At 70.6% G+C, this 19671-nt stretch carries 19 protein-coding genes and 2 pseudogenes; 7 read left to right on the top strand and 14 right to left on the bottom strand.

The features are described from left to right. Positions 1 to 17: 17 nt before the first annotated feature. The 3 genes from ACIPSE_RS12280 to ACIPSE_RS12290 form a co-directional block, all read right to left on the bottom strand. Complete coding sequence (locus tag ACIPSE_RS12280; protein WP_401661022.1) at positions 18 to 1028, bottom strand: hypothetical protein; 1011 nt, start codon at positions 1026 to 1028, stop codon at positions 18 to 20. Positions 1029 to 1561: 533 nt separating this feature from the next. Further along, the gene (locus ACIPSE_RS12285; protein ID WP_401661025.1) at positions 1562 to 1939 is read right to left on the bottom strand and encodes a GntR family transcriptional regulator; all 378 of its coding nucleotides are present in this window, start codon (positions 1937 to 1939) and stop codon (positions 1562 to 1564) included. After that, positions 1936 to 2475 (bottom strand): hypothetical protein, encoded by a 540-nt coding sequence (locus ACIPSE_RS12290; protein WP_401661028.1) that lies wholly within the window; start codon positions 2473 to 2475, stop codon positions 1936 to 1938. Before ACIPSE_RS12290 ends, ACIPSE_RS12285 begins: the two co-directional genes overlap by 4 nt. Positions 2476 to 2579: 104 nt before the next feature. Here ACIPSE_RS12290 and ACIPSE_RS12295 point away from each other — a divergent pair, with 104 nt between their 5' ends. The 4 genes and pseudogenes from ACIPSE_RS12295 to ACIPSE_RS12310 form a co-directional block, all read left to right on the top strand. After that, positions 2580 to 3518, top strand: a complete 939-nt coding sequence (locus ACIPSE_RS12295; RefSeq protein WP_401661030.1) for a class I SAM-dependent methyltransferase — start codon at positions 2580 to 2582, stop codon at positions 3516 to 3518. After that, complete coding sequence (locus ACIPSE_RS12300; protein ID WP_401661032.1) at positions 3515 to 4027, top strand: hypothetical protein; 513 nt, start codon at positions 3515 to 3517, stop codon at positions 4025 to 4027. Before ACIPSE_RS12295 ends, ACIPSE_RS12300 begins: the two co-directional genes overlap by 4 nt. 66 nt (positions 4028 to 4093) lie before the next feature. Continuing rightward, positions 4094 to 4426, top strand: a pseudogene (locus ACIPSE_RS12305) (Ig family protein); the annotation flags it as partial. Positions 4427 to 4430: 4 nt separating this feature from the next. After that, positions 4431 to 4649, top strand: a pseudogene (locus ACIPSE_RS12310) (cell wall anchor protein); the annotation flags it as partial. An 89-nt stretch (positions 4650 to 4738) separates the two neighbouring features. Here ACIPSE_RS12310 and ACIPSE_RS12315 read toward each other — a convergent pair. Continuing rightward, a complete protein-coding gene (locus tag ACIPSE_RS12315) occupies positions 4739 to 5740 on the bottom strand; it encodes an AraC family transcriptional regulator (protein WP_401661034.1) in 1002 nt (333 codons plus the stop codon). A gap of 229 nt (positions 5741 to 5969) precedes the next feature. On the opposite strand from ACIPSE_RS12315, the gene ACIPSE_RS12320 reads away from it, so the two are divergent. Further along, on the top strand, positions 5970 to 6872 hold the full coding sequence (locus tag ACIPSE_RS12320) for an alpha/beta hydrolase (RefSeq protein WP_401661037.1): 903 nt from the start codon (positions 5970 to 5972) through the stop codon (positions 6870 to 6872). A gap of 39 nt (positions 6873 to 6911) precedes the next feature. On the opposite strand, the gene ACIPSE_RS12325 is transcribed toward ACIPSE_RS12320, so the two are convergent. From ACIPSE_RS12325 to shiA, 4 genes are all read right to left on the bottom strand, one after another. Next, on the bottom strand, positions 6912 to 8744 hold the full coding sequence (locus ACIPSE_RS12325; RefSeq protein ID WP_401661039.1) for a bifunctional sugar phosphate isomerase/epimerase/4-hydroxyphenylpyruvate dioxygenase family protein: 1833 nt from the start codon (positions 8742 to 8744) through the stop codon (positions 6912 to 6914). Between the two features lie 46 nt (positions 8745 to 8790). Continuing rightward, positions 8791 to 9762, bottom strand: coding sequence for a C-terminal binding protein (locus ACIPSE_RS12330; protein ID WP_401661041.1), 972 nt, complete (start codon positions 9760 to 9762; stop codon positions 8791 to 8793). A gap of 175 nt (positions 9763 to 9937) precedes the next feature. Beyond that, positions 9938 to 10807 carry an oxaloacetate decarboxylase gene (locus ACIPSE_RS12335; RefSeq protein ID WP_401661043.1) on the bottom strand — a complete coding sequence of 290 codons (870 nt, stop codon included), beginning with the start codon at positions 10805 to 10807 and terminating at the stop codon, positions 9938 to 9940. Beyond that, entirely contained in the window at positions 10804 to 12225 is a 1422-nt protein-coding gene (shiA, locus tag ACIPSE_RS12340; protein WP_401661045.1) for a shikimate transporter, read from the bottom strand. Before shiA ends, ACIPSE_RS12335 begins: the two co-directional genes overlap by 4 nt. Before the next feature lie 156 nt (positions 12226 to 12381). On the opposite strand from shiA, the gene ACIPSE_RS12345 reads away from it, so the two are divergent. Next, positions 12382 to 13251: an IclR family transcriptional regulator C-terminal domain-containing protein gene (locus ACIPSE_RS12345; RefSeq protein WP_401661047.1), complete on the top strand. Its 870-nt coding sequence runs from the start codon at positions 12382 to 12384 to the stop codon at positions 13249 to 13251. 127 nt (positions 13252 to 13378) lie between these two features. On the opposite strand, the gene ACIPSE_RS12350 is transcribed toward ACIPSE_RS12345, so the two are convergent. After that, positions 13379 to 13975, bottom strand: a complete 597-nt coding sequence (locus ACIPSE_RS12350; protein ID WP_401661050.1) for an NADPH-dependent F420 reductase — start codon at positions 13973 to 13975, stop codon at positions 13379 to 13381. A 44-nt stretch (positions 13976 to 14019) separates the two neighbouring features. Further along, positions 14020 to 14838, bottom strand: a complete 819-nt coding sequence (locus ACIPSE_RS12355) for an inositol monophosphatase family protein (RefSeq protein WP_401661053.1) — start codon at positions 14836 to 14838, stop codon at positions 14020 to 14022. Positions 14839 to 14976: 138 nt separating this feature from the next. On the opposite strand from ACIPSE_RS12355, the gene ACIPSE_RS12360 reads away from it, so the two are divergent. Continuing rightward, the gene (locus tag ACIPSE_RS12360) at positions 14977 to 15882 is read left to right on the top strand and encodes a LysR family transcriptional regulator (protein WP_401661056.1); all 906 of its coding nucleotides are present in this window, start codon (positions 14977 to 14979) and stop codon (positions 15880 to 15882) included. 151 nt (positions 15883 to 16033) lie between these two features. Here the strand turns inward: ACIPSE_RS12360 and ACIPSE_RS12365 are convergent, their stop codons facing one another. The 4 genes from ACIPSE_RS12365 to ACIPSE_RS12380 all read right to left on the bottom strand — a co-directional run bounded on the left by ACIPSE_RS12365 (position 16034) and on the right by ACIPSE_RS12380 (position 19438). Beyond that, entirely contained in the window at positions 16034 to 16690 is a 657-nt protein-coding gene (locus tag ACIPSE_RS12365) for a hypothetical protein (protein WP_401661058.1), read from the bottom strand. A gap of 160 nt (positions 16691 to 16850) precedes the next feature. Beyond that, the gene (locus ACIPSE_RS12370; RefSeq protein ID WP_401661061.1) at positions 16851 to 17552 is read right to left on the bottom strand and encodes an ATP-binding cassette domain-containing protein; all 702 of its coding nucleotides are present in this window, start codon (positions 17550 to 17552) and stop codon (positions 16851 to 16853) included. Beyond that, positions 17549 to 18154 carry a hypothetical protein gene (locus tag ACIPSE_RS12375; protein ID WP_401661063.1) on the bottom strand — a complete coding sequence of 202 codons (606 nt, stop codon included), beginning with the start codon at positions 18152 to 18154 and terminating at the stop codon, positions 17549 to 17551. Before ACIPSE_RS12375 ends, ACIPSE_RS12370 begins: the two co-directional genes overlap by 4 nt. Positions 18155 to 18208: 54 nt before the next feature. Beyond that, positions 18209 to 19438, bottom strand: coding sequence for a hypothetical protein (locus ACIPSE_RS12380; protein WP_401661066.1), 1230 nt, complete (start codon positions 19436 to 19438; stop codon positions 18209 to 18211). Between the last annotated feature and the right edge of the window lie 233 nt (positions 19439 to 19671).

Consider the following 19671-nt stretch of genomic DNA (forward strand, 5'->3'; position numbering starts at 1 on the left):
CTGGCCTTGCTGGAAAGTCACTCCAGGATGGATTCGTCAAAGATGGTTTCGGACCACTCCAACGTATTGAGATCTTGCTGCCAGGCGCGACGTTCGAGTCCGATCGTGGCGATGGTGCGAAAGTCCTTGCCGTCGATGCGGAACTCCGTCGTGTAGACCTCTCCCTCTTTGCTCCACACGATTTCAGGAATCCATACGCAGTCGCAGGTACGGGTTTCCACTGTGAGGTCGATGGTGAGTGTCCGCATGTCGACCAGTTCCTGAGGTACTCCCATCGAGCCAGTGAAGCTCACGGTTGCAAAGTCTGCACCGCCGTCCAGGTCTGCGTAAGCGGACAGCTCTGCCGGCCCCTCTCCGCACTGGCCATTCTGCAATCCGATCAGTGTTGCTTCCTCGGCGCCGGGAGCCGGATTTCGTTCGAGGACCTTGATCCGTAGTTCTTTGACCATCAATGGGGTGCTGTCGACCGGTGTGACATCGATGACTAGATGCGTACTTCCGGGGTCTCCGGAGTTCTGATCGTTGATCAGCTCTGTATTGAGGCTGTTGTCCTCCAGGACCGGGATCTCGGTGAAGTCGCCGGGGGGCCGGTTCGCAACCCATGCCTCCCACGGGCACAGGTATGCGCTGGGACGGTACTCAATGCCTTGCGCCTCGGCTTCGGACTGGTCCGCCAGTTCCTCCGAGGCGGAGGGAGACGGAGCTTCAGGAACTGGAGAGGGCGAGGTAGGCGTAGGCGGTGAGGACGAGTCGGACGGCTGCTCGCTCGGCCCTGTGGATACGGCAGCCCGCGGAGATTTGGAGCCGACGATGTAGATGGGTGGCTTGTCCTCTTGGAACTGCTCGCCAATCCAGGAGAAGCCACCGGCTATTCCCAGTCCGATAAGGGACACGACGACCGGCGCGATGATGGCAGTGGCGGTGAAGTTCCCGTCTCTGAGAGGCAGGTATCGCCGCCATCCGCCTCCGCTGTTCGGTTCGGACCGTCCGTCGGCCTGAGCTTGAAGCGGCTCGGGACCGGGACTCACTGCCGGTGACCCCGACGCGCCTCCTTCGCCCGGTTGGCCCGATGGCTCTGGCGCTGTCTCGTCCGGTGTCGGTCCGGGCGGGTCGGGCAACTGCGAGGCATCGTCTGGCATGAGGACCTCTCACAACGGGTGGACGCGCCAGGGAGACATCCCATTGGCTCGTGGGCAAGTGACTCCCGGATGTGCTGCAGGTTCTTGCGAACTGTTCCTCAAAGTAGCCAATGCGCTACGAAGGAGGCAGGTATTCCTCAAAGTTGTGAGGCAGCAGCCAGGGAAAACGGTCTCGTTGTCGATGCCGCGAATAGGTGGCGCATCGCTGTCCGGGTCATCCTTGTGGCTATCCCGGGGTTGGCCAGAGATGATGTGACGCACCCGTGTCGTCACAGCGATCGCCTTCAAGGGGTACCGCTGCACCAGTGCGAACTGGGTTCGCTGTGGATCGGTGGAGCGCAGAGAGCCATGGTCGGCTCAATGGTCAACGGATCGCGGGTGTCGAAGGGTTCGGTCGTGGACTTGGCCGTACCGAGCGGCCGTTACTCGTCCAGCGCGTCCCGTACCGCCCGCTCCACCGTCTCCCGGTCCGCGCCCGGACTTCGGGCCTCGGCCACGAAGCGGAGTGCCAGTTCCGCCAGTTCGGTCGGGTCGGGTGTATGCGTCGGGGCCGTGAGCGGAGCCACCCGCGTTCCCGCCCCACGGCGGGTGCGGACCAGGGATGCCGCCTCCAGTTCGCGGTAGGCCCTTGCGACCGTTGCCGCGGCCAGGCCCAGGTCTGCCGCCAGTTGGCGGACCGTCGGCAGGCGTTCCCCCTCATGGAGACGGCCCGTGGCGATGAGCGTGGCCAGTTGGGTACGGATCTGTTCGTAGGGAGGGACGGGGCTCGCCGTCTTGACGCGGATGGCGGGGCCGTTCATCGCCGCACCCCGGCTTTGGGTGCGATCCCGGGGCGGCGGACGATCCGGGCCAGGGACCAGATGCACGCGGTGGTGGATAGGGCGAGAGCAGCCAGGACAGGCAGGCCGTAGAACAGTCCTGGCCAGGGGCTTGAGGTTGCTGTGCCGCCATCCGGGCAGCTCACGCTCACGGAGCGTCCGGTGCGGCCCATGCCGTCGGGCGAGGCGACCACGGCCGCCACCGTCAGCAGGATGACGAGGGCCGCCGCCTCGGCGAGCAGGAGCAAGGTCATGCGCGGTGGTACGTAGTCGCGAATGCGGCGCGGCGCGAGTCCGGCCGTGCGGACGGCTCCTTGCGGAGGTGCGGTCAACACTTCGCCCACCAGGAGACCGGCCACCGCGCACAGCCCGAACACCGGGATGGCGTAGAGGATGCCGACGCCGAGGCTGTCGCTCGACCCGACCGGCCGGGCGGCGACGAGTCCGACGAGCAGCCCGGCCCAGCGTGCACGGCGGTCTGAGGAGGCGCGGCGTGGGACGGTGCCGAGTTCGCGCATGAGTGACCCCCGTGTGTCTGCGCCGGTCCCGGCTGGACCGAGAGCGCGCCCACCTGGTCCCCGCCCGGCAGGTGCGGCGGAGACAGGCCGTAGGGTTCTGCCTCGTGCAGCTGCTTGAGATTTCCGACCTCATCACGGCGGTGGAGCCGGGCAGTGGCCGCCGGCTCCCGGTGAGGCGTGCCGAGGTGGTGCGGCGGTTGCGGGAGTGCGGGGACGAGCGCGCGGCTCGGATCGTCGCCGATCTGCCCGTGGATCAGGACGGTGTGCTGGACCCGCACGAGGTGGACCGCGTGCTCATCAGCGTGCACACCGAGCTCCAGCGGCTGAACGAGGAGCTGCGGATGGGCGAGCGCCTGGTCCACCTGCTGGGCCCGCTCTTCAGCGCGATCCGGTCGTCCGGCACGCAGGCCGGGCCGTACCGCCTGGTCGACGTCGGCTGCGGCCTGGGGTACATGGTGCGCTGGCTGGCGGCCACCAACGCCCTGGGCGCGGACGTCGAGCTCGTGGGCGTCGATCTCGATGCCGCGCTGGTCGGCGAAGCGGACCGGCTCGCCCGCGCGGAAGGGCTGGACTGCCGCTTTGTCCACGGCGACGCCTTCGACATGCCGCAGGCGGCGACCGTCTACATCTCCACCGGGGTGCTGCACCATTTCCGTGGACCGGCTCTGGCCGAGTTCTTCCAGACCCAGGCCGCTTCACCGGCGCTGGCCTTCTGCCACTTCGACATCACCGCGACCCCCCTCGCCCCCATCGGCGCCTGGGTCTTCCACCTCGCCCGGATGCGTCACCCCCTGGGCCGCCACGACGGTGTCGTCTCCGCACGGCGCGCACACAGCGACGAGACCCTGCTGCGTGCCGCCACCGCACCTGGCATCCGACCGCTGGTGTACGAGCCGCGCGGCTCGGTGAACCCCTTCTGCGCCACGTTGCGGCCGGTCATCGGAGTGCGTCCGCACTTGGAGGCGCCGCTCCGCCTGGCGCTGGGGCGAGCCGCGCGCCGACTCGTCGGCCCGGAACACCTGGCCGAGGCGGCCACCGGATGACCCCCGCCGTCCTGCTCGCTTTGCTGGGGCTGATCGACGCCTCGTTCAGCGGCTTCCGCGCCTACGCCGGCCGTGACGCCCGTATACGCAAGCAACGGGCCGTCGTAAGAGCGGCCCTGCGGGGGCTGTCCGTCGGGGCCGTCGCGCTGCTCGCCCCCGCGCTGACCGCCGCCCTTGTGCTGCTCACCGCGTCCGACCGGGTTCGGACCTTCGACGCACTCACCGCCGGAGGCCTCGGCTACCTGATCCCTCTCGCCCTCTACGCTGCCGTCGTGATGGCCTCGCTCGCGGTGTACTTCGCCCTGCCCTTCAGGGCCGGCACCCTCGCGATGGTCCTCGGCCTCGGCCCGCTCACCCTCCTGCGCCCGCTCGCCGTCGCCGCCGCCTGCGTCGGCGCGCTCGTCAACGGCGGCGGGGCCCTGTCACTTCTGGTCGGCACGGTCGCGGGCGCTGCCGTGCTGTCCGTGGAGCCTGTCGTACACCGACGTTGGTACAGCAACGTGCAGTAGCGCACCGCTGACCATGCTCCGGACGGAGATCAGCGCCGCCCAGCGCCACGGCGACATCGACAGCGCCGCGGCACCCTGCCCCCGATCCACGTGATGGCCTACGCCCACTACGCCGGCGTCCGCGGCCTGGACACCCCTGGCTCCGAGGCGGCCGTCTTCCGCGGTACCGGCGGTGCCCGGGCCGTCGAGGCCGCCAACGACGACCTGCCCGGCTGGGGGACCCTCGCCTACGCGGGCAGCACGGCGCCCGCCGCGACCGTGCCGACGGCACCGGCCGGCGTCACGGCGACCGGCGAGCCGGCGCGGGTCACGGTGAGCTGGCTGCCGTCCACCTCGGCCACCGGGTACACGGTCCGGCGCGCCACCCGGCCCGAAGGCCCGTACGAACAGCTCGCCACCCGCCTCGTCCCAGACCGCGGTCTCCTCCGCCTCCCGCGGCCAGGTGCGGCCCGTCTGGGCGATGCTCCACTTCCACTGCAACCGGCGCCTGGGCCTGGACGACCAGTACATCTCGCGGATGTCCTACGACCTCGTCGCCCCGGAGGGAGGCGGCGGCGACTACGGCACCACCAGCGGAGGCTTCGACCAACTGGGCTTCGGCGCCCCGACGTACGCCAAATAGGACCGCATCCCCGCGACCACATCCCCGTGACCGCACTCGCGACCGGCGCGGACTGCTCTCGATGTCGGTCGCGGAGCAGACCGTGTGGCCTAGCCGGAATGCCCCGCGGGCTTCTGTAAGTCACGCGGATCGGCCGGTGCGCGGGTGCGACGCCATTCGCGCGGGGTGACGCCGTAGGTGGCGCGGAAGCGGCGGCTGAAGTGGCTGGGGCTGGTGAAACCGCAGCGCATGGCCAGGGCCGCGATCGGCAGGTGGGTGTGGTGAGGGGAGCTCAGGAGACGGCAGGCCGCTTCCAGGCGTTCCTGGATGATCCACTGTTCGAGGCCGAGGCCGGCCTGGCTGAGCAGGTGGTAGAGGTGGCGCCGGGAGACGGAGTGGGCCTGTGCGATCCGGTCGGGGGTGAGATCGGGGTCGGTGAGGTGCCCTCGTACGTACGCGATGATCCTGGTGGTGAGGGCGTCGTGGAGCGCCTCGCGCGTTCTGGGGTCGCGGTGATCGTGAGCGGCCGAGGTGAGCAGTGCCCGTACGAGTTCGGTGGTGGCGTTGGCCACGGCCGACGCGCTGGGGTCCGCCGCGAGGGCCTCGGGGTCGCTCCGCAGTGCGCGCAGATGGCTGAGCAGCAGGTCGTGCACGGGGCTGGAGCGCAGTCGCAGGGAGGCACGGACGACGGTGTCGACGCTGACGCCGAGATGTTCGACATCGATCGTGACAGCCGTCGAGGATCCGTCGCCGGACCAGCCGTAGCGGCGCGGTGAGAGCTCGTGGAAGACGGCGATGTCGTCAGGGCCCAGCGTGTAGCGCTCGCCGCCGTTCTCGGCCCGGTGGACGCCACGGGTCTGGAGCGAGACCGACACCACCGGGCGGTCCCGGTGCCAACGGACGTGGTGCGCGGTGCGCGTCGCTTCGAAACCGGAGCACTCGATGTCGAAGAGGTCGAGCGAACCGATCCGCCAGGCATGGAAGCGGGCCCGTATGCCACGGTCGGGTTCTTCGTGGTGGACGTCGTTGGGCACGGAGGTGTCGTTCATCGCGTTGCGGAACGCCTCCACCCGGTCCCGCGGTGCGAGCGTGTCCAGATCCAGCAGCAGCAACGGCCCAGCCCTCTCTGGTCGGTTGTCGCCCCCCAGGGTGCGGCAGCTCCATTCTGATGTTCCACCGGCATGTGGGGCGAGGGTTTCCGGCCGGGCCCGGAGCGGCTCCGCACACACAGACAAGATCTTGTGCTTGCACAGACGACCTGTTCACCCGCGGACCTTCTACCTTCCTGTCTGTCCCCACCGGCCGCCATCGGTTGCCACCCCTCGTCCACAAGGAGTCTCCATGAGCAGCCCGTCAGAGAGCAGTCCGTCATACAGCAGTCCGTCAGACAGCACCTCCTTCTCCCGGGACCTCGCCGAGGTCGAGCGGGCCAACGCGAGTGGCCGTGTCCCGGTCGTCTTCATCCACGGGCTATGGCTGCTGCCGACCAGCTGGGAGCGGTGGGCCGGGGTCTTTGAAGAGGCCGGCTTCGCGCCGGTCCTGCCCGGCTGGCCGGACGACCCGGAGAGCGTGGAGGAAGCGCACGCCCATCCCGAGGTGTTCGCGAGCAAGAGCGTGGGCCAGGTCGCCGACCACTTCTGCGACCTCATCGGCCGCCTGGACCGCAAGCCCGTCGTCGTCGGCCACTCCTTCGGCGGGCTGATCACCCAGATCATCGCCGGACGCGGACTGTCGCAGGCTTCGGTGGCCATCGACCCGGCGCCGTTCCGCGGCGTGCTGCCTCTGCCGCTGTCCTCACTGCGGGCCGCGAGCGCGGTGCTCGGCAACCCGGCCAACTACCACCGAGCCGTTCCCCTCACGTACGACCAGTTCCGCTACGCGTTCGCCAATGCCGTCAGCGAGGCGGAGGCCCAGGAGCTGTACGGCACTTTTGCCGTGGCCGCCCCGGGGGAGCCGCTGTTCCAGGCCGCCACCGCGAATCTCAACCCCTGGACCGAGGTCAAGGTGAACACCGAGGCGGCCGACCGCGGCCCCCTGCTGGTCATCTCGGGGGAGAAGGACCACACCGTGCCCTGGGCCATCGCCGACGCGGCCTACAGCAAGCAGGCCCGGAACGAGCATGCCGACACCGAGATCACCGAGATCCCCGGCCGGGGCCACTCCCTGACGATCGACAGCGGCTGGCGCGAAGTCGCCGACACCGCACTCGCCTTCATCCGCCGGTTCGTCGATCCGGTCGCCTGACGTCGCGGCAGCGCTGCGCGGTCCGTGCTCTTCCCGTCGTCAGAGCCGGGACGTCAGGGACTGCGCGGCCAGTCGGATGGGCGCGTTGTCGGCGCCGAAGCCGGCGTAGCCGTCGACCCGTTGCACGAACTCCAGGAAGACCGTGCCGGTGGTCCGGGTGTAGAAGTGGAGGAAGTGACCGTGCGCGTCACGGTCGTACAGCACGTTCGACTCGCGAAGACGGGCGATGTCCTGTGCGGCGAGCCCGAAGCGTGCGGCGAGGTCGTCGTAGTAGTTGGCCGGCACGGGCAGCAGGCGCAGGCCGCGGTCGCGAGCGGCGCGGGCCAGGCCGGTCACGTCGGGGCAGGCGAAGGCGATGTGCTGGGGAAGTCCCGCACGGCCGCAGCCCGTTGCCGCGCCGGACGGGGCCATGTTCAGCGGCAGTCGGACGGCTCCGTCGGGGGTGTGCATGACCTGGCTGCGCACCAGGCCGTGAGGGCTGGGGACTTCGGTCCTCGGGGCCGCGTCCAGGTCGAGGACGGTGGTGTAGAAGAGCACCGACTCGTCGAAGTCCGCCCAGGAGGGAGCCAGGTTGACGTGGTCGACATGGGTCACGGCGGCCGGTCCCGGTCCCGGCGTCGACGCGGGGATCGGCTCGGTGGTCGCGCCACCGGTGAACTCCCCTGCCCAGGAAGCGCCTTCGGCGCACAGGTGGATCTCCGTGCCCTCCGGCGCCGCGACCGCCCGCACTCCGGGGCCGGAGGCGTATGTGCGGCGGTGCACCGGCGGCGCCATCAACTGGTGCGCCCGGGCGGCGGACGAGAGCGGGTCCGGCACGTCGAGCCCGACGGCCGTCAACAGGGGTTCCGTGTCCCGGGCATTGTGTTCGTCCAGGACGATCCGGGCCGTGCCCGAGGTCCACAGCCGGGCGGGCCTGCTGCGGTGCACGCCCCGGAAGGAGAAGCCGAGTTGGCCGAGCATGACCTCGATGCCGTCGGTGTCCTCGGCCCTGATCTCGACGAAGTCGAAGCCGGTCGGTGCTTTGGCCTCGGTGAGGAACTCGGCGGCGCCGGTGCCGAGGCGACGGGCGGCCTGGTCCTCCAGCCAGGCCAGGGACCGCAGCGCGTGTGTGGCGGTGCGTCGGGTGTCGGTCTGCCGGAACGTGTCGTTGAAGACCTCCAGCGACAGGGGTCCGGCGTATCCGGTGCGCAGGACATGGGTCAGGAAGGTGACGAGGTCGAAGCTGCCCTCACCGGGGAAGAGCCGGTGATGACGACTCCAGGAGAGCACGTCCATCGACAGGGCCGGGGCGTCGGCGAGTTGGAGGAAGAAGATCTTCTCCGCGGGGATCGAGGCGATCTGCGCCGAGTCGTGGCCGCGGGAGAGGATGTGGAAGCTGTCCAGGCACAGCCCGACCCGCGGATGGTCGGCGAGCCGCACGATGCGCCACGCCCTGCGGTAGTCGTCCACGTAGCGACCCCAGGCGAGCGCCTCGAAGGCGATCCGCACGCCGTACCGTCCGGCCAGGTCGCCGAGCGCGCGCAGTTGCGCGGCGGACACCTCGTCGGAGTCGACCGTCGCGGTGGCGACATTGCTGCACACGAGCACGGTGTCGGCACCGAGCCGTTTCATCAGGGCGAACTTGGCCTCGGCTCGCCGCAGGTTGTCGGCGAACTGGCTCTCCTCCACGCCCTCGATGTCCCGCAAGGGCTGGTAGAGGTCGATGGAGAGGCCGAGCCGGGCGGCGAGCGCACGGATCTCCTCGGGGCTCGACTCGCCTGCGACGAGGTCGGGTTCGAAGATCTCGACGCCGTCGAACCCGGCGGCGGCGCAGGCGTGCAACTTCTCCACGAGTCCACCGCTGAGGCAGACAGTGGCGATGGACTTGCGCATGGGACGGTCTCCTTCGTGGTGCGGGCGGTGCGGGGAGCGGAGCTGGTCAGCGCGGTACGACGTCCCGGTTGACGTGGTAGGTCAACGGCGTGCCCTCAAGCACCTCGACGACGTTGCGGGCCGCCTTCGTACGGATCTCCACCTCCGAGTCCTGCGAGTACCAGGCGCAGTGGGGTGACAGGAGGACGTTGGGCAGTCCGCGCAGGGGGTGTTCGGCGGGCAGGGGTTCGGACTCGAAGACGTCGAGGCCCGCACCCGCGATCTGCCCCGTGGTGAGCGCCCGCACCAGCGCCTCCTGGTCGACGACCGGCCCGCGGGCCGTGTTGACGAGACAAGCCGTCGGCTTCATCGCGGCGAACGCGTCGGAGCCCACCATCCCGGTGGTCTGCGGGGTCAACGGCACGTGGACGGACAGGAAGTCGGCCTCGCGGAAGAGGACGCCGGGCTCGACGAGCGTCACCCCCGCCTGCGCGGCGAGGGCCGGGTCGGCGAACGGATCGCTGGCGAGGACGCGCAGGCCGAAGCCGGCCAGCTTGCGCGCGAGGTACTGCGGTATCTGGCCGAAGCCGAGCAGGCCGAGCGTCCGGCCGCGCAGCCGGAACAGCGGTGCGGCCACCGTGTAGTCCCAACCGCCGCCGCGGAGCGAGGAGGTGTAGGCGCCGAGGCCACGCGCCAGGGCGAGGATCAGGGCCGCGGCGTGGTCGGAGACGTCCTCGAGCGAGCCGTCGGGCACGTTGGAGACGATGATGCCCTCGGCGGTGGCCGCCGCCACGTCGATGGTGTTGAGGCCGATGCCGTACCGGGAGACGACCCGCACTCTGGGCAGTTGCTTGAGCACCCGGGCGGTCATCTGCGCGTACTGGTTGATCACGGCGTCGGCGTCCGCGCAGGCGGCGACGATCTCCTCCTCGGTGGAGGCCTGGGCCGGCACCAGCCGGAATCCGGCGCCCTCGATCACCGCCCGTTCCGGTTCCAGGTCGCTGAACTCGTAGTCCGTTACCACCACGGTGGCGGTCATATGACCATCTCTCTCTTGCTCTGTGATGCGTCGTTCGCTCTGCGACGCGTCGTTCCCCGGGCGCGCCCAGGGCCCGCCCCGGGCCCGTACGGATGGGGTGTGGATGGGGGTGTGGATGGGGTGCGGATGAGGTCTCGCCGGTCGGCCTCTCCGGGGAGAGGCCGACCGAGGCGGTTCAGGCCCCGTAGCGGTCGTCCAGCGCCTGGTGGTGCGGAAGGTCCACCAGGTCGGTGAACTCCGAGTAGGTGTGCTGGGCCGGCCCGCCCCTGGGGGTGCCGGTTCGGGCGAGATGGCCCAGGGCGTCGGACACCGCGCGGGTCGCGGTGAACAGCGCGGTCACCGCGTAGAGCACGATGTCGAAGCCCAGTTGCTCCAGGTCGGTCGCGGTGAGCCGGGTGGTCTCGTTGCCGTCGACGAGCGAGACGACCTTCGGTCCTTCGATCGCCGCCGCCACCGCCTCGATCTCGCGGATGTGCTTGATGCCGTCCACGAAGACCAGGTCGACGCCCGCCTCCTGGTACAGGCGTGCCCGCCTGATGGCTTCCTCGGGCCCGGCGGTGGAGATCGCGTCGGTCCGGCCGATGACGAGCAGGTCGTCGTCGCCCCGGGCGGCGACCGCGCACCGCAGCCGCGCGGCGTTCTCCTCGGCGTCGATCAGCCGGATGCCCGCCATCTGTCCGCAGCGCTTGGGCGCGATCTGGTCTTCCAGGTGGATCGCGGCGACTCCGGCCTGGACGTACTCCCGGACCGTGCGCTCGATGTTGGACGGTCCGCCGTAGCCCGTGTCCGCGTCGGCGATGACAGGGATGTCGACCGCACGGGTCATGTTGCGGGCGTGCTCCGTCATCTCGGTCTGGGTGAGCAGTCCGATGTCCGGGGTGCCGAGACGGCTGGCGGTGGCGCCGAACCCGGTCATGTAGACGGCGGGGAAGCCGGCTGCCCGCACCAGTCGCGCGGTGACGGAGTCGGGGGCGCCGGGCGCGCTGACGATCCCCGGGGCGGCCAGCAGGGTGCGCAGCCGCTGTGCGGCGCCGGAGTGCGTCACGACGACACCGCCACCTTGGTCGCGGCGGCCGGTTCGGTGGTCCGCCGGTCGCGGGGCAGCCGCCAGGCCAGCACGGCCGAGATCAGGCAGCCGACCACCAGGTAGGCCGCGACCAGGTGCCAGGACTGATGGGTGGCGGTGGCCAGGGCCGCCGCGATGAACGGGGTGAGGCCGCCCGCGATGGCGCTGGCGAACTGGTAGCCCACGCCGGCCCCGCTGTAGCGGTACTCGGCGCCGAACATCTCCGTGAACAGGGGCTGCTGGACGCTGACGGCCAGGTCGTGGGCGACGTTGAAGAGCACCACGGCGCCGATGACGATCCCGACGCGGGACCCGCTCTGCATCGCGAGGAAGAACGGTACGCCCCCGACGGCGCCGGCCAGTGCCCCGGTGACGTAGATCCGCCGCCGGCCGAACCGGTCCGACAGGTAGGCGTAGACGGGGATGGTGACGATGCCGAGCCCGCCGACCAGCAGCGCGATGTTGAGCATGAACTGGCGGGGATAGCCGTAGTGGTCCGTGGCGTAGCTGAGCGCGAAGGTCGTGACCAGGTAGCCCGTGAAGAGTTCGACCAGCCGCAGACCGAAGATGCGGGCGAACGCACCCGGGTGGCGGCGCAGCGCCTCCAGCAGCGGGATGCGCCGCTTGCCGTGCTGTTTCGCCGTGTGCTCGGCGGCCTCGACCCGGACCCGCGCCTCGTGGCCGTCCTGCACCCGGGACCGCACCCACAGCCCGATGGCCACCAGCACCACGCTGGACAGGAACGGCACGCGCCAGCCCCAGGAGATGAACTGGCTCTCCGAGAGAACACTGTTCATGAGCAGGACGAAACCGGTGGCGATCACCAGGCCCACCGAGTAGCCGACCTGCACTCCGCTGCTGTAGAGCGCGCGGCGTGCCCGCGGCGCGTTCTCCACCGCCATCAGGGCGGCGCCGCCCCACTCGCCGCCGACGGCGAAGCCCTGTACGGCCCGCAGGACCACCAGGAGGAAGGGGGCCCACCAGCCGATGGTGGCGTAGGAGGGCAGGAAGCCGATCAGGGTGGTCGCGGAGCCCATGAGGATCATGGTCAGCACGAGCATCTGCTTACGGCCGAGGCGGTCGCCGAAGTGCCCGAAGACGATCCCGCCGAGGGGGCGGAACAGGAAGCCCACGCCGAAGGTCGCGAAGGCGGCCAGGGTGCCGATCGCGGGGCTGACGTTCGGGAAGAACTCCTTGTTGAAGACCAGGGCGGCGACCAGCCCGTAGAGGATGAAGTCGTACCAGTCGATCACTGCGCCGGCGAAGCTGCCGAGCGCCGCCCGGCGGGCGTGGTCCGTCGTGCCGGAGGCCGGGGCCGCCGTTTCCGCGCCGTCCTCGAGGCCGCGGGGGCCGTCGGGGCCGGACGGGCCCGTACCGGGGGAGAGGGGTCTGCTCATGGAGATGCTCCGTTGCTGCTCCGTGATACATTCGCTGAGCGAACAATCGTGCGCTTGGCGAATCTTGCTTGCGGTGGGACGTTAAGTAGCGCGACGAGGGGTGTCAAGGGTCGCGGCACGGCCTCGTATCATCGGCGCGATGGGGAGGAGCCACGCATGACAAGGTCAGAACCGGTATCGCGGCAGGTCTCGGGGCAGGCCGCCACGCCCGCCCGGCAGCAGGAACCCACGGACCGGCCCGCCGCCCCCCGCCCGCCCGAGCAGCGCGGAGAACACTTCCTGGAGTCCCTGGAACGCGGACTGCTCGTGCTGCGCTCCTTCGACGCCAGGCACCCGCGCCGCACCCTCACCGAGGTGGCCGAGGCGACCGGTCTGAACCGTGCCACCGCCCGCCGTATCCTGCTGACCCTCAGCGACCTGGGATACGTGTCCCAGAGCGGCCGGGACTTCTCACTCGCCCCGCGCGTCCTCGACTTCGGCTTCTCCTACCTGGCCAACCTCGGTGTGACGGCCGCGGAGCCGTACATGCGCGAACTGAGCCGCCAGGTCGGGGAGTCCGTCCTCCTCGCGGTCCTCGACGGCCACGACGTACGGTACGTGGCCAGGGCGAACGCCCCGCGCACCCTGCACCTGAACATCCCCATCGGCGAACGCTCGCCCGCACATGTCACCTCGGCCGGCCGTATGCTGCTGGCCCAGCTCCCCCCGGCCGAACTGGACCACTACCTGGCCACCGCCGAGCTGCGCCAGTACACCGACTGGACGGTCACCGACCAGACCGTCCTGCGCGCCCAGCTCGCCGAGGCCGCCCGACGCGGCTGGGCGCACTCCGTGAGCGAACTGGACGTCGGCATGGAGGGCGTGGCCGTCCCCCTGCCCGGCCTCGGCTTCGACGGCACCCCCACCGCGCTGTCCGCCGTCTTCCCGGTGATGCGCTTCGACTTCGCGGAACTGGAGGAAAAGGTCGTGGCGCCTCTGCGCGAACAGGCGGAACACATCGCGCAGACCGCCGCACGCCACGTGTGAAGGCTTGCTCACGGGAGGCTCGCGGCGTAGCCGTCTCCGGTGCGTGAAGCGCTTTTCGGGTGAAGCGAACCCGGCGACCCTGACCGCGTGATGCGACGAGCTGTCGGGGGTGCGCGCGGTGTGCGGGTCAGCGGGCGAGGGAGATCGCGAAGGGTGCGAATCCGGTGGAGCGGATGATGTGCGGGACGAAGAGGATCGCGGCCTCGGTGGCGCGGGCGGTCCGGATTCCGCCCAGGTCGGTGATCCAGTCCCTGTGCCAGCCGAGGGTGACGAGCAGATCCCTGACGGTCCTTTTGGCCTGCGGGTCCTCGCCGGACAGGAACGCGGTCGGTGGCTGGGCGAGTGAGGCCGGGGAGGTCATCACCGGGAACAGCATCGTGTTGAGGGTCTTCACGACACGGGTCTCGGGCAGGGCCTCCTGGAGCTTCTCGGCGAGGCTCGAACCGGGATGGATCAGGTCGGCGGGGAGTCCGTCCGGACCATCGGTGGTGGCGTTGGAGACGTCGACGAGGATCGTGCCCCGCAGTTCCTCGCGCAGGGCGCCGAGCCGTTCCAGTGAGCCGGCCCCGGGTGTCGCGTTGATGACGACCTGAGCTGACCGGGCGGCGTCGGCGGCGGCGCCCGGCGTGCTGTCCGCCACCTTCACCTCGTGTCCCGTCCGGGTGAGGGCTGCGGCCAGGTTGCCGCCGACGCGGCCGTTTCCGAGAACTGCGATCGTGCTCATGGGGAGGAAGTCCTTCCGGGTGTGCGGGTCGTGGTGTTGCGCGTTCAGCGGGAGAGCGTGGCGACGGCCTCGGCGTGGACGCCGGGCGCGGTGGCCAGGAAGCTCACGCTCTGCGGCGTCCAAGGGCGGCCCTCGGCGTCGGAGATCCGCCCGCCGGCCTCGGTGACGAGCAGTGCTCCGGGCAGCAGGTCCGCGCGGGCGCCGGCGTACTGCCAGAAGGCGTCGATCCGGCCGGCGGCCACGTTCAGCAGGTGCAGGGTGGCGGGCACGGAGGTGCGGACGACGAGCGCGCCGAAGAGCATCGCGGTGATCGAGGACCCGACGCGACGCACCACCTGTTCGTCCTCGTCCGGGCGGGCCTGACTGGTGGCCACGATGGCCAGGCCGAGGTCTGCGGTGGGGGAGACGTGCAAGGGCCGGCCGTCGAGATGGGCTCCCGCGCCGGTGAGCGCGGTGCAGGTTTCGCCGGTCATCGGCAGGTGGACCGCGGTGAGCACCGGCTGGTTGTCGCGCACGAGGGTGGCGGTCACCGCCCACTCGGGCAGGGCGTGCAGGTGGTTGACGTTGCCCTCCGCCGGATCCACGACCCACCACTCGCCGGGCGGCAGCGCCCCGCCGACCAGTTCGTCCTCCACCCAGCCGGCCTCCGGGCGCAGGCCCGTGAGACGGGGACGCAGGATGCCGAGAGCCGTGTCGTCGTTGGCGGCCAGGGCCCGCATCAGATCCTCGCGACTCCGGTGACGGACCACTTCGCCGAAGCGCTCGCGCAGCGCCGAACCCGCGACGCGCACGGCGTCCGCGGTCTCGGTGAGCAGGGCTGCGTCGGATGCGGTGACGTCCGTGGTGGGAAGCGTTTCGGGCATGGCGGAACTCCTGTCGAGGGAGGGGGATGAGGCCGGTCGGCGGCCGAACCGCGCGCGGTCTCCCGTGCGTTCACCTCAACGGTAGGCAGCCCGGCCATTAACATCAAATGCATGTCAGGAACGACTGGAATGACTCCCATGCAACTGGATCTGAACCTCCTCACCGCGCTCGACGCCCTGCTGGAGGAGGGAAGCGTGACCGGGGCCGCGGCGCGCCTGCACGTCACCGCCCCCGCGATGAGTCGCAGCCTGGGCCGCATCCGGCGCACGACCGGGGACCAGATCCTCGTACGCACCGGCCGCACGATGACGCCGACGCCGTACGCGATCGCCGTCCGGGGGCAGGTGCACGAGCTGCTGCACCAGGTCCACGGGGTGCTGGCACCGAGCCGCGCACTCGATCTGGCCACCCTGGAGCGCACGTTCACCCTCCGCTGGCACGACTCGCTCGTCGCCCTGGGCGGCCCCGCGCTGCTCGCGGCCGTGCGCGGACAGGCACCGGGTGTGCGCCTGCGCTTCATCGCCGAATCGAGCACCGACACCCCCGAGCTGCGGCGCGGCGAGGTCGACCTGGAGGCGAACGCCGACCGCCCGGGCGCGCCGGACATCCGTGCGGAGAACGTGGGCGAGACCCGCCTCGTCGTCATCGTGCGGCAGGGGCACCCCCTGACCCGCGACGAGGCCGTCACCGCACAGCGCTACGCCGCCGCCGAGCACATCAACGTCTCGCGACGCGGAAACCTCGGCAACGCCCTCGACGACGTCCTCGCGCGCCTCGGCCTCGCCCGCCGGGTGGTGGCGACCGCGCCCACGGAAGCGGCGGCGCTGGAGTTCGCGCGGGGATCCGATCTCGTGATCACCGTCCCCGAAGCCACCACACGATCAGCGGTCGCGGCCCTCGGCCTGGCCGCGCTCCCTCTCCCGCTCGAACTGCCCTCGGCGCCGATCTACCTGGCGTGGCATCAGCGCTACGACACCGACCCCGCCCACGCATGGCTGCGTGGCCTGGCGCGGACCGCGCTGACCACGGGCGGAGCGTCGTAGGAGGCGTCGCCCCCGCCCGGGGGTGATGGTGGGCACGCGCTGTCCGGTGTTGTGCGGGAGCCGGGGCTCGGCCCGGAGCCGATGGGGTGCGCCGGTCGCGGCGGCACCCCCGGTCGCCGCGACACACAGGCCGAGCACACCACAGCCCCTGTCAGGGACGACGGCGACTGAGAGCGCGCGCGAGTTCGCCGACGAGGGCCAGCGTGTGTCCGCCCCCGCCGGCGCACCACCACGTCACCTCGCGTTCCCGCCCCGAGGGGTGGACGCCGAGATCGTGGCGGGGGCAGACCGGCCAGACCTGCCAGGTCCGTTCGAGCAGGCTCTCCTGGATCAGGATCGCCAGGCAGGTCAGTGCCGTGGCCGGGTCGTCGCACATGCTCGGCAGGACGGGCCCGCCCCAGTTGAGCCGTTCGCCGTCGGCGAGACGGACGGCGGCTCCCACCGGGAACGAGTCCTCCACGATCTCGATCTCCGGTTCCCCTTCGATGCCCCGCGTGGGCAGATCGCGGGCCACGACGCGCAGCGCGGCGCGCAACGTCTCCAGCCGTTCGGGGGCCAGGTCGAAGCCGGGATCGAAGTGCACGTCGTCCAGAATGCGCCGGGCCAGGACGGCCATCTCGGCCCGCGGCACCTCGGCCGGATTCCGCTCGACCACCTCCACGACGGCATCGGTGTCATGCGACCAGCCGAGCAGCACACAGGCGAGGGCGACGACGTCCCGCGCGTCGAGACGTTCCTCGCGCAGGCCGAGGTACACCTTGCGCATCAACGACTCGGTCTGGGCTTCGTACTCAGCCACGATGTCCATCACGGGGCCAGTATCACCGCGCGGCCGACTGCCCCTTGCATGATTTTCCGGCACGGCGCCGAGGCCCTGCCGATCGCTGCCTCTGCGCGCGAAGGGCTCCGTGGGCACCCCGCACCCACCGCGGCCCGGTCCGTCTCATCGGCCTGTCCTTCGGCGGAGGCTACGACGTGGGCGTGACGACCGCGGTGTAGCCTCCCGCGTCGCGTAGTTGGCCGAGGGTCCCGTGGAAGAGTTTGCGGGCCGAGCGAAGGACGACGGCGCTTTCGCAGCACGAGGTGACGTCCTCCATGAGGTGGGTGGACAGGACCACGGTGGTGGTCTGCCCCAACTGCCGCATGAGGGTGTGGAAGCGTTCGCGCTCCTCGATGTCGAGTCCGGTGGTGGGCTCGTCGAGCAGCAGCAGCCAGGGGTGGTTGACCAGGGCCTGGGCGATTCCGACGCGTCGCTGCATGCCGCCGGACAGGGTCCGGTACTTGTGGTCGATGCGCTCGGCCAGACCCACCCGCTCCACCGCCTCCTCGACGGCTCGGGGCGTGCCGAGGCGGGGCATGTCCTTGAGCCAGGCCGCGTAGCTCACGCATTCCCTGACGGTGAAACCGCGGAACATGCCGAACGCCTGGGGCAGGTAGCCGAGGCGGCGCCGGATCTCGAGCCGCTCGGAAGGGCGTCCTGGATCCCGGTCCAGCAGCTTCAGTTCGCCCTCCACAGCGCTGGATGCCGTCGCCAGGACACGCAGCAGGGAACTCTTTCCCGCGCCGTTGGGACCCAGCAACGCGTGGACACCGGTGCCGAGTTCCAGGTCGAGGCTGTCGACGGCGGTGGTGCGGCGGTGGCGGACGGTGAGCCGGGCCGCGCTGATCACCTGGACCTCGCATCGTTGAAGGAGTGGCGGCGCAGCATCAGTACGACGGCCAGAACGTTGCCGGCCACGGCCCAGAACAACTGCGCGCCGGCGTCCAGGAGGTTCTTGAGGACGTGGAGCAGTACGACGTCGAGTGAGTGCAGCCGGCCGTCCTCGCGCAGGTCCAGCTTCGAGAGGGTGGCGACGAGCAGGAACCACGCGGTGCCGGTCACGAGGGTGCCCGGCAGACAGCCGATGTAGGAGCCGAGGACCAGTGTGGCGAGGGTCAGGGTCAGACTCGGGATCAGCCAGGCCGCCGCCCAGGCCGAGACGCCCACACCGACCAGCCCGGCGGCCAGGAGCAGCGGAAGGCTGATGGCCAGTACGGCCCCCGTGCGCAGAAGCAGCAGCCGCAGGCCACCTGCCGGGGTGCTGCGGATGACAGGAGCGAACGGGTCGGCCTTGCCGCCGTAGCTGGCCGCCACCCACAGCAGGGGCAGCAAGGGAGCGAGCAGGAGCAGCCACAGCAGGGACTCCTCCTCGCCCGCCACGGCGCCGGCTCCCGCGGCCGCGGCGCACACGCCGGTGGTCGACACCAGCCAGGGCCAGCGCAGCCCGGGCACGGCCCGTAGCCACGCGGGAGGACGAGGGGGTGGGACGGACAGCATGCGGACCTCTCAGCAGGAGCGGGGGAGGGACGATGGGAAGGGCAGACAGGGCAGGGACGCGCCGCGCCTTTTCGCCGCGAAGTACCGGCTCAGCCACGCCGTGCGCTCGGGCGCGGGAAGATCCGCCAGCCGATACCGGTCGACGCCGTGGTCGCAGGAGAGGAGCCACGCGCCCACCGCACCGTCCTGCGGAGTGGTCCCGTACAGACCTGAGCAGTCTCCGGAGAACAGGGCGCCACTGCAGAATCCGCCGGAGACGGTCTCGCGGACCAGCGATTCAAGGTCGAAATCATCGACGTCGAGGGCCCACGAGGCTCCGGCGGAACCCTCGTCCGTGCAGGAAGCCGCGTCCGTCCAGACGTAGTGGGTAGGTGTCCCGCGCACGCCTCTGAGGCGTTGCGAGAGCTGTTCCGCAGTGTGTTCGAGGTGCGGACGGAACTCCTCGTACGGAGCCGACAGACAGATGGCGGGCGTGTGTCCCTGACAGCGGACCTCGACGGAATTGACGGCAGAGGCCTCGTACCCGCCCGGCTGCGTCATGGCCGGCACGAGCACGCCGGTCACCGAGATCACGGCCAGGACCGCCGCCGATCTCCAACGACCGGCGGACAGGAGTACGGCGGCCACCGCCAACGCGGCGACCAGGACGAATCGGCACCACGGCAGCCACACGGGCGGCGGGGGCGGAGCCCAGGAAGCCACCTGCACCGGGAGGGGGTCCCCGGTGTACGTCAGTCGGATCCCGAAGAGCGCCTGCCAGGCAACCCCCGCAATCGCCGCCGCCATGCCCAGGACCAGCGGGGTCACCCGCAGCGGCATCACCTGGCCCAGCAGGTAGGCGATGCAGGACACGGCGACGATGAACGCGGCATCGACACTCAGAGCGTCGAAGGGCGTACGGCCTGAAGACCGCACCGGCTGTGGCCACACCAGCACGACCGTCAAGCCCAGGAGGTAGCCGGCCAGAGGCCAGAGCAGTCCCGAGGCGAGGCCCATCAGCCGTTGGAAGACGGGTGTGCGCACCGACGTGTCCTCCAGCCAGCGTGCACCGCTGCGTTCCACGGCGCCGCCCTGCCAGCCCGCCAGGAGCCCGGCAGCCGCCCCGCCGAGCGCTCTGGCGCCGATGCCACAGTCATCCCAGACGCTGGTCCAGAGCTCCGGATACTCGGGCCAGGAACTCCACCCGTAGATGTCGGCCTCGTAGATCCAGACCACCCCGCCCGCTACCACCAGAGCCACCAGAGGCCCTCCATGGCGCCGCAGGTTCGCGTGCAACACGAGGACGAACGGGGTTCGTTGGTTCACCGACACATCGATATGAAGCGGGAGACGCATCACCGGTTCCGGGTCACTCGGGTAGCGCGGGGGCACACCAGGGGCGTGCGCACCTGGAACGCTCCTCCAGGAGCCCGCGGAGGCCCGGAGGATCTGGCGCACGCGGAGTGCGGCGCGTCGCTGCCGGTTCGGTCTGC

It is taken from the genome of Streptomyces sp. NPDC090106 (assembly GCF_044747265.1).
GTDB lineage: Bacteria > Actinomycetota > Actinomycetes > Streptomycetales > Streptomycetaceae > Streptomyces.

What these genes read in the sequence shown, in the direction of transcription:
- ACIPSE_RS12360 (WP_401661056.1), top strand. Translation starts at nt 14,977, where the DNA reads ATGCAACTGGATCTGAACCTCCTCACCGCGCTCGACGCCCTGCTGGAG.
- ACIPSE_RS12365 (WP_401661058.1), bottom strand. Translation starts at nt 16,690, where the DNA reads ATGGACATCGTGGCTGAGTACGAAGCCCAGACCGAGTCGTTGATGCGC.
- ACIPSE_RS12290 (WP_401661028.1), bottom strand. Translation starts at nt 2,475, where the DNA reads ATGCGCGAACTCGGCACCGTCCCACGCCGCGCCTCCTCAGACCGCCGT.
- ACIPSE_RS12285 (WP_401661025.1), bottom strand. Translation starts at nt 1,939, where the DNA reads ATGAACGGCCCCGCCATCCGCGTCAAGACGGCGAGCCCCGTCCCTCCC.
- ACIPSE_RS12355 (WP_401661053.1), bottom strand. Translation starts at nt 14,838, where the DNA reads ATGCCCGAAACGCTTCCCACCACGGACGTCACCGCATCCGACGCAGCC.
- shiA (WP_401661045.1), bottom strand. Translation starts at nt 12,225, where the DNA reads ATGAGCAGACCCCTCTCCCCCGGTACGGGCCCGTCCGGCCCCGACGGC.
- ACIPSE_RS12325 (WP_401661039.1), bottom strand. Translation starts at nt 8,744, where the DNA reads ATGCGCAAGTCCATCGCCACTGTCTGCCTCAGCGGTGGACTCGTGGAG.
- ACIPSE_RS12345 (WP_401661047.1), top strand. Translation starts at nt 12,382, where the DNA reads ATGACAAGGTCAGAACCGGTATCGCGGCAGGTCTCGGGGCAGGCCGCC.
- ACIPSE_RS12320 (WP_401661037.1), top strand. Translation starts at nt 5,970, where the DNA reads ATGAGCAGCCCGTCAGAGAGCAGTCCGTCATACAGCAGTCCGTCAGAC.
- ACIPSE_RS12350 (WP_401661050.1), bottom strand. Translation starts at nt 13,975, where the DNA reads ATGAGCACGATCGCAGTTCTCGGAAACGGCCGCGTCGGCGGCAACCTG.
- ACIPSE_RS12330 (WP_401661041.1), bottom strand. Translation starts at nt 9,762, where the DNA reads ATGACCGCCACCGTGGTGGTAACGGACTACGAGTTCAGCGACCTGGAA.
- ACIPSE_RS12300 (WP_401661032.1), top strand. Translation starts at nt 3,515, where the DNA reads ATGACCCCCGCCGTCCTGCTCGCTTTGCTGGGGCTGATCGACGCCTCG.